Here is an 8,148-nt window from a genome sequence, read left to right as displayed (position 1 = left end):
CACGCTGCTGTTCGAGCTGGGCCTGGCACGCACCTCGGATGCAGGCTGGGCCGACGTCTTCCGGCTCGCTCCCAGCCTGGATCTGCCCCTCTTCGCCCAGCCAGGAGAACGCCCGTGTGACGAACGCACACTCGATGCCTTCCGCCGGGCCCACCACTGCGCCTGCTTCTACAGCGTGTTGGTGGATCGGATGGCGGACCAGCAGGCGGCTACCACTCCCGAGCGGGAGCGCCTGGCAGCTCACTTCCTGTCGTCCTGGCGGCAGAGCCTCACCGAGGCAGACGGTGAGCGCGCGCATGCGGTGGGGGCCGTCGATCATGGCGCACGGGCGCTGCGCTGCGGAGCGAACCTGGAGCGGGCCGCGCTGGCCCGGCAGGCCATGGGCCTCAGGCGCTATGGCCACAGCATCCTGCTGAAGCTCGGCTGGGCCAGCACCGCCAGCGAGTGTCTGCTCCGCCACCGGGTGGAAGCGCACCGGCTCGGGCGCTTCCGGAGCGCCTTCAACCTGCTCGCCATGGCCCTGCAGGTCGTCGACGATGCCGAGGACGGCGCCGAGGACGAAGCCGTCCGCGGCACCAGCTTCCCCGCCATGCTGGGCTTTCCCCCAGCAGCCTTCTTCACCGCCGGCGCCATGCTGACCCGAGCGGCCATGTCCGCTGCCTCTCAGGGCGGCTTCGAGCAATTCGCGCAGTGGCTCACCCTCCGCTCCGAGGAGCTGGATCAGCTCCGCAAGCGGCACGTCCGCCCCGGGGACAACCTCGCGGGCATGGTCATCGCATCCTCCTTGGAGGCCGTATGTCTCTCCGTGGCCAGGCGTACCCGCGGCAGCACCGCGGCTACCACCTCCTTCGCCAGCTCGATGTAACGCCCTCGGCAGACGATCTGTCCTACCTGGACTTCTCGATCGTCTCGCCTCAGCCCGGGGCGGACGGCCGCCCCCTGCCCGTGCCCGCGAGCTGGGTCCCCTTCCCCTCCGTCGGCGAGCAGCGGCTGTATGTCTCGCCCTCGGTGGACGAAGGCGCTCTTCCCGCGTACTTCATCCAGCCGCTGGTGGCCCAGCGCAGGGGCCATCCCGCTCGCGGGCTGGGGTACATCGGGGTGGACAGCCGTGTCTGGGCGAGCCAGCGATACCTGCCCCTTCCCGGCGGGAATGCGCCGCCGCCGCCTGCCACCACCGAGCAGCCCGAGCTGGGCGAGCCACGGCCACGGATCACCGTGGAGACACTGCTGCGCTCCCTGGGACTGGCCTTGCCCAACCGCCCCGCGTGCGGCTGGGACGGGCACCCCCGCGCGCCGGTGCGAGTGGCCGTCATCGACACGGACTGCGGCGGCTGGGGGGCTCTGCGGGGAGTGGAGGAGGCCTCGCTCCACATGAGCCCCGTGGGGCAGTGGCTCCAGTTTCCACGGAGCCAGCAGGTGCCCGAGCCTCGCCAGGGGATGGCGGGGCACGGGGTGGTGATGGCCGCCGCCGTCGAGGCGGTGGCGCCGGACGTGCGAGTGGGGCTGTTCGAGATCCCCTTCGCGCACGCCTCCCATGTGCATGCCACGGATCTGGCGGCGGCCCTGGCACGGGCGGTGGAGGGCTGGGGCGCTGACATCGTCCTGGTGGCCATGGCCCACGCCTGCTGGGGAACGCCGTCCCACCTCCGGGCCATCCTGCGCGGCTGTGCCCGGAGCGGGCGCGGAGGCAAGGGTGCGGTCATCGTGTGCTGCACTGGCCGCATTGATCAGAACCGCGATCTCCATGGGGACAGCACGGCCCTGGCCAGCGATGACTTCAACGCCCAGCCCTGGGTCATCCCGGTCGCGGCCTGCGGTCTCACGGGAGGCTGGTACCGGGTCCACCGCCATCCGCTCGGGCGCATCGGCCCCTCCGTCGAGCTCTGCGCGCCGGGAGAGCTCGTCACGTTCCCCTCCGTGGGGGCCGCGGACGACTCGAGCCTGGCCGCGGCGCTGGTCGCTGGCACGGTGGCCCGGATGCTGGCCACCCACCCGGGGCTGAGCCTCATCGAGCTGCGCCAGCTGCTGCGCTCCACCGCCGTGCAGCTCCCCACGGAGGAGGACGCCGCGGCACCAGGCCTGGAGGCCGGCCACTTCAACGCATGGGATCGCGCCGGGCATAACTTCAAGCTGGGCCACGGAAGGGTCGACACCCTGGGCGCCTGCCTGGCTGCGGCCGATCCAGTCTGCTACGCCCTGCTGGCCACTCGCCACTCCGGGTCCGCTCCACCCGCCCCCACTGCCACCGAGCTGGAGAGGGAGGCGGCACGAGGTTGGGAGTCCTTCCTGCGGAGAGGGGCCTCGCGCAGTGACCTGATCCTCCGCTATCTCGCACTGCGCGGATACCTGATCCCGGTGGTGCTGAGCGCCCCCGCCTTGCAGGATGCGATCTTCTGGCTCGCGCGCCACCTCCGGGCGCTCCGCCTGTACGCCCCCGATCAACGGCCAGACGACGGGACGGACTCGGGCGCATTGAGCGACCGATGCCTCCACGTGCTTGAGGTGTTGAGCGGGCTGCTCGACCATCTCCCCGCGGAGGCTCCCGCCAAAGAGCTCTCAAGATGGCTTCACGAGATGATACGCCTGCTCGCGACTTCTCCCTCCCAGTCCGTGGCCCGCTTCCTCACCGAGGCGCTCCCCTTCTCCCTCTCTACGCCGGACTAGACAGATGAACCCGCCCGTCCATCGCCCTCGAGGGCGCCTCGTCTTCGCCCTCGGAGCCCTGGCGCTCGCGCTGACGGGTGTGGCCGCCGCGAGCGCCCTCTCCACACGGGGGATGAAGTTCCCCTCGCGCGTCATGGACGCCTACGGCATCTACTCGATCGTCGAGCTGCCCTCATGGAAGGCCCCCGAGCCGCTCCCCCAGGGGCTCGACCAGCTGCTGAGCGTAAATGGAGAGCCGCTGCCGACAGGGGCGCCCCCTCGAGCCCTGGATAGAATGTACGCGCTCCTGCGCGACCAGCCCTCAGAAGAACCCGTCTTCTTGAGGTTCGAGGGCTTGAACGGACCCTACGAGGTCAAGGCCCCGCTCGACAGCTTCGGCGCGGAGGAGCTGCTGTTCTTCTTCGTCACCTATGCGCTGGCGGGGTGGGTGGTGCTCTGGTCTGGGGCCCTGGTCTTCACCCTCTGCACCCGCCCCGCGGCGAGGCGCGCCTACGTCCTCTGGTCGGTGGCGACCTTCCTCTTCCTGATCTCCTTCTACGACCACCACACACAGGTGTGGCTGTTCCCGATCTTCTCGATCTCGACGGTGGGCATCCTGCTCGGAGCGCTCTGGCTCGCCTACGCCTTCCCAAAGTCCCCCCGGCGGGGGGCCGTGGCGCTTCGCAGGGTCCTCGGTGCCCTCACGCTGCTGGCAGCCGCAGCCGCGCTGGGGCTCGGGGTGGCGCCCCTCATCGGCTGGAACTCCCTGCCCATCCGCCGCGCCATCGACTGGCTCATGGGCCCTGGCATCGCGATCCTGGCCCTCGCGGTCCTCCTGCGGCTGCGGTTCAGCACAGGACTGGATCGCAGAGACCTGATCACCGCGGCCTGGGGACTCGTCACGACACCGCTGCTGATCTCGATCGTTCACATCCTCAGGATGACGACCAACCGGGACCTCATGCACCTGGTGCTGCCCTTCGTCGTTCTCATCTTCCCGCTCTCCATCGGGTATGCCCTGGTCCGCAACAACATCCTGGAGTCCCAGCTCGTGCTCACCCCGAGGATGTTGCGAGTCCCGTTTGTGCTCGGAGCCCTCCTCCTGGCCGTGCTGGGAACCTACCTGCTCTACCTGGCCATCCAGGGCGCCTGGGCCATCCCGCTGCTGCTCCTCCTGCTGGGCTCCGCGATCTTCATCCTCGTGATGCTGCTGGCCCGCCGCCTCCAGGTGCGCCTCTTCTTTCCTTCGACACTGGCGTTCCGCGGCACGGTCAGCCTCCTGAAGGAGCAGTTGGCCTCTCTGCGCGATCCCCCTGCGATCCAGCGGGCCGTGGAGCAAGCGGTGGACCAGGCCTTTCCGACCCGTTCAGCCCAGATCCTCGCTCCCCTATCCCTCGAGGAACTCCCCGAGCTCTCATCGGACGCGCGCGAGCGGCTCGCGCGGGGGGAGAACGTCTGGATGGAGCCGCGCCCCCGGGAGCAGCACCTGCTGGTCCCGATGCGCTCGCGGGGAGAGCTTCGGGCCGTCCTGCGTGTCTCCCCCCTCCATGGGGCGGCGCTCTACACCCAGGAGGATCTGCACCTGTTGGAGACCCTCGCCAGCCTGGGGGCCCTCGCCCTCCACAATGCCGCGGCCGTCCAAGAGCTCGAGTCCCTCCGGCGCCTGGAGGTAGGCGCCGCCCGGGATGAGAAACGGCTGGCCCTCGGCGCGCTTAGCATGGAGCTCTGCCACGAGATGGTCTACCCGCTGAACTTCCTCCGGGATCTCCTCCGGCGAAGCGCCGGTGGCCCTGCATTCGATGGAGAGGATCTCTCTTTCGCTCGCATGGAGGTGTCGCGGATGGATCGGCTGATCGACTCCCTCCGCAGGCTCGATCTCCCCCCACCTCGGCTCGGGGAGCTTCAGCTCCTCGAGCCCATCCTCCGGGCCCTCCTCCTGCTGCGCGAGCCGATCCAGGAGAAGAAGCTGTCCGTCTCGGTGGATCTCCCTCCGGAGCTGAGGGTGAACGCCGAGACCGACTCCCTGATCCAGCTCTTCAGCAACCTCCTGCGGAACGCGGCCCAGAGCACCCCGGAAGGAGGAGCGATTGGCGTCCGCTACCACGAAGGTCCCGCGGGGCCGTGTCTCGACATCTGGGACACGGGGCCGGGTATCCCCGAGGAGGTCGCCAGCGTCCTCTTCACTCGCCGCGTCAGTACGAAGCCCGAGGGGTATGGTATCGGGCTGACGGTGGTCCACCGCATCGCGCGCAGCTTTCAATGGGAGATCACCTTCCTGCGGGAAGAGGATCGCACCTGCTTCCGCCTCACCCTCCCTCTCGACCCGAGCACCTCCGCACATGAATGAGCAGCGGTTCCTGAGAATCCTGATCGTCGATGATGAGCGAGTCTCGCTCCGGCACTTCGCCGGGGTGCTGGAGTCCCTCGGGAACATCGAGCTGCACCGCGCCAGTGAGCTGGGAGAGGCCCGGCAGGTGCTCGAGGAAGTGCTCATTGATGTCGCCTTCATCGATCTCCAGCTCTCCCAGGACATCCGCAACCGGGATGGCCTCACGCTCATTGGGGAGATCCATGGCCGGTACCAGACGGCCTCTATCGTGGTGAGCGGCCACAAGCACCACCTGGAGGTCCTCGAGGCCGTGAAGCTGGGGGCTAAGGACTATGTGCTCAAGACGGAGTTCGAGCAGCGAGCCCCCCTCATCCTCCAGAAGCTGCGCGAGGAGCTGTCGCTGAAAGAGGAGGTGATCGACTTCCGCACGCGGGATCTGCCCGACCCCACCCTGGGGCTCATTGGGACTTCCGTGCCCATGCAGAACCTGCGGGCGCTGATCAAGAAGGCCGCAGTGGCGGTGAGCGCGACCCCCGCGGCCGTCCTGATCCAAGGGCCGACGGGCTCAGGGAAGGAGGGCGTAGCCCAGGCCCTGCACCGCTGTGGTCCTCACGCCTCTGCCCCCATCATCAATCTCAACTGCAGCAATCTGGTGGAGAACCTGATGGAGAGCGAGCTCTTCGGCCATGTGCGAGGCGCCTTTACAGGCGCCGATCGAGACAAGCCGGGGTGCCTCGTGGAGGTGGGGAAAGGGACCGTGTTCCTGGACGAGGTGGCTGAGTTGGACCTCGGCCTTCAGGCCAAGCTCCTCCGCGTGCTGGAGGATAGGACCTTCCACCCCGTGGGCGCTCCAGGCAAGGTGCAGCAGTTCAAAGGGCGCATCATCGCGGCCACCCACGTGGACCTGAAGGATCGTGTCCGGGAGAAGCGCTTCCGCGCGGACCTCTACTACCGGCTTAATGTGCTCATCCTCCACGTGCCGCCGCTGTCGGAGCATCCGGATGACATCCCCGCGCTCGTCCAGCACTTCGTCAAGCAGTACACACGGCCGCTCCATTTCACTCAGGAGGCGATCGAGCTGCTCCGCCGCCGTCCCTGGCCTGGGAACGTGCGCGAGCTGAAGAACGCGCTCGAGCGGCTGGCCATCTTCGCGGACACCGAGCTCATCGACGCGGCGACCCTCGAGGCGCTCCTGCCGCGGGAGGAGGAAGAAGAGTCGGGGGATGAGCTCCTAGGGCTGATCGCCCAGAAGCTCCTCGCGCTCCCCACGGAGGACAAGGTCTTCGCCATCACAAAGGCCCTCGTGGAGGAAGCCATGAGACAGTCCGACGGGAACATCACGAAGGCGGCCGGCAAGCTGGGACTGCACCGCAAGTCCGTCGAGCGCCTCCTCAAGAAGATCCGCAACCCGGACAGCGGCGAGGATCCAGAGGAGTGAGCAGAAAGGGGCTGGCCGGGATCTGCCCCACTTCGTGAATAGCCCAGGCTCATTTCTAAACCCGTCCCAGCTTTCCCGGCAGGAGCGGACACGCTATGCGCTGGCACTCCCACTCTGGGGGGCTGCTCGTCGTCCGCGTGTCCACTCTCCTCTTCTTCTAGGCGCACCACCCCTTGGCTCCCGTCTGCCGGGGATACGCGTGCCATACCCCCACCCCTGCCCCGTTCCGCTAATTCGACAGGCTCCTTGTCATACAGGTTCATGCCCAACCCCTCGGAGGAGTGCCCCAGCTGTGCTCGATGTCCCGGTTGGACGCTTCTGACCCGAGTCAGCGCTCGATCGGCCAGATTCGTCCTTCCCGAGGAAGACCTCGAATCGCGGCTTCCCTCCGAAGAGAAGATCGGCCGTGAACTGGCCCATGAATTGCTGACGTGTGCCCTCTGCCACAGCTAAGGCATGTGCCCTCTTGAGCGAGGGGCACTCCGGGTCCTGCCCTCTGTCGGGGGGGATGGGGGGCAGGGCCCGGGCAGTTCCTACCGCTGGGCGGTCTGCCCGACGCCGCCCTCCGAAGTCCGCTCCAGCAGCCGGCCGAAGCCCTTGGACTCGAGGAACTTGCGCACCTTCGAGCTCGGCGCGGCGAACGTCTCGCCCGGCATCGGCACGTCGAAGCTGTAGTCCTTGTCCGCCACCGCGAAGCCCACCTTCGCCGTCCGGTAGCCCTCCACGATCGCCAGCAGCTTGCCCGTCTCCAGGCTGAAGATGCCACCGCCCGACGCCCCATACCCAATCGGCGCGTCCGTCTTCACCATCTTCGGGCCCTTGCTCTCCCGATCCCACTCCACCTGGGACAGCATCCCGCCCGACAGCGAAGTCGACTTGCCGAACGGACACGCCGCCACCACCACGTCCTCGCCCAGCTCCAGCTCCATGTCCCCCGCCAGCTCCGCCGGCGTCAGCTCCACCCCCGGCACCCGCAGCAGCGCCAGGTCCATCTCCGGCACCTGCCCCGTCGCCGCCACCTCCGCCGGGTACTCCGACAGCTCGGCCTGCCGCTCCTGGGTGATGACCATCCGCGGATTCTTCAGGTCATCCATGTCCACCGCGTGCGCGTTCGTGATCACGTAGCTCGCCACGCCCTGCGCCGTGCGCTCGGTGCCGATCACCACGCCCGAGGCCGTGCGCCGCGACTTGCCGCCCTCCGTCACCACCATGCGCACTGTGCTCGGCAGGATCCCCCGGACCACCTGTTTGCGCGAAGGCCTCGCCGCCACCGTCGCCACCGCGCGCTCCACGGGCACCGAGACGACCGGAGCCTCCACCACCGCGGCGGGAGAAGGCGACGGAGCCGCGCTGGCGCACGACAGGACTGCAAACAGGGCCGGGGCCCCGAGGACAAACCGGTTCATCAACGCTCCGGGAGAGGGGGTACAGGACTCCTTACAACCATGAGGGGTGGATCTTCCCTCGCTCTGCTGTGATGCGAAAGCACCGCGCCCCCCGAGCCCTCCCCTGCCCGCCTGCTCTCAGCCGTACCGCTTCTTCATCAGGAACAGGATCGCGTCCTTGGCGCAGTGCTCGCAATACCCGTACTTGTCCGCCATCGCCTTGAGCGTGCTCTCCACCTGCGTCTGCTCGCGCGGAGTGAGCGTGCCTCGCTCCTCGGACAGGTACTTGAGGACATTCTCCTTGTTCTTGCGCAGTACCCGCTTGCGCTCCTCGAAGTAGTGATCCCTCAGCC

Annotated in this window: 6 protein-coding genes; 4 read left to right on the top strand and 2 right to left on the bottom strand. The window is 68.2% G+C overall.

Going from position 1 to position 8,148, the window contains the following annotated elements; all coding sequences use genetic code 11:
- The 4 genes from VD972_RS43260 to VD972_RS43245 form a co-directional block, all read left to right on the top strand.
- Positions 1–865: hypothetical protein (locus VD972_RS43260; RefSeq protein ID WP_324995599.1), on the top strand; the 865-nt coding region annotated here is incomplete at its 5' end.
- Positions 796–2,664 (top strand): S8/S53 family peptidase, encoded by a 1,869-nt coding sequence (locus VD972_RS43255; RefSeq protein ID WP_324995597.1) that lies wholly within the window; start codon positions 796–798, stop codon positions 2,662–2,664. The genes VD972_RS43260 and VD972_RS43255, both read left to right, overlap by 70 nt.
- Positions 2,665–2,668: 4 nt before the next feature.
- A complete protein-coding gene (locus VD972_RS43250; protein WP_324995595.1) occupies positions 2,669–4,990 on the top strand; it encodes a HAMP domain-containing sensor histidine kinase in 2,322 nt (773 codons plus the stop codon).
- The gene (locus VD972_RS43245) at positions 4,983–6,410 is read left to right on the top strand and encodes a sigma-54 dependent transcriptional regulator (RefSeq protein WP_324995593.1); all 1,428 of its coding nucleotides are present in this window, start codon (positions 4,983–4,985) and stop codon (positions 6,408–6,410) included. Before VD972_RS43250 ends, VD972_RS43245 begins: the two co-directional genes overlap by 8 nt.
- A gap of 533 nt (positions 6,411–6,943) precedes the next feature.
- On the opposite strand, the gene VD972_RS43240 is transcribed toward VD972_RS43245, so the two are convergent.
- Together VD972_RS43240 and VD972_RS43235 are read right to left on the bottom strand one after the other, a co-directional pair.
- Positions 6,944–7,816: a serine protease gene (locus tag VD972_RS43240; protein ID WP_324995591.1), complete on the bottom strand. Its 873-nt coding sequence runs from the start codon at positions 7,814–7,816 to the stop codon at positions 6,944–6,946.
- A gap of 117 nt (positions 7,817–7,933) precedes the next feature.
- Positions 7,934–8,148 (bottom strand): hypothetical protein (locus VD972_RS43235; protein ID WP_324995589.1); only part of this gene is annotated, 215 nt, incomplete at its 5' end.

The organism is Hyalangium sp. (assembly GCF_035629615.1).
Classification (GTDB): domain Bacteria; phylum Myxococcota; class Myxococcia; order Myxococcales; family Myxococcaceae; genus Hyalangium.
Note: the sequence above shows the minus strand (reverse complement) of the source record. Positions and strands in the feature narration are given on the sequence as shown.

Coding starts and splice junctions, on each gene's coding strand:
- VD972_RS43255 (WP_324995597.1), top strand. CDS start 796: ATGTCTCTCCGTGGCCAGGCGTACCCGCGGCAGCACCGCGGCTACCAC.
- VD972_RS43250 (WP_324995595.1), top strand. CDS start 2,669: ATGAACCCGCCCGTCCATCGCCCTCGAGGGCGCCTCGTCTTCGCCCTC.
- VD972_RS43245 (WP_324995593.1), top strand. CDS start 4,983: ATGAATGAGCAGCGGTTCCTGAGAATCCTGATCGTCGATGATGAGCGA.
- VD972_RS43240 (WP_324995591.1), bottom strand. CDS start 7,816: ATGAACCGGTTTGTCCTCGGGGCCCCGGCCCTGTTTGCAGTCCTGTCG.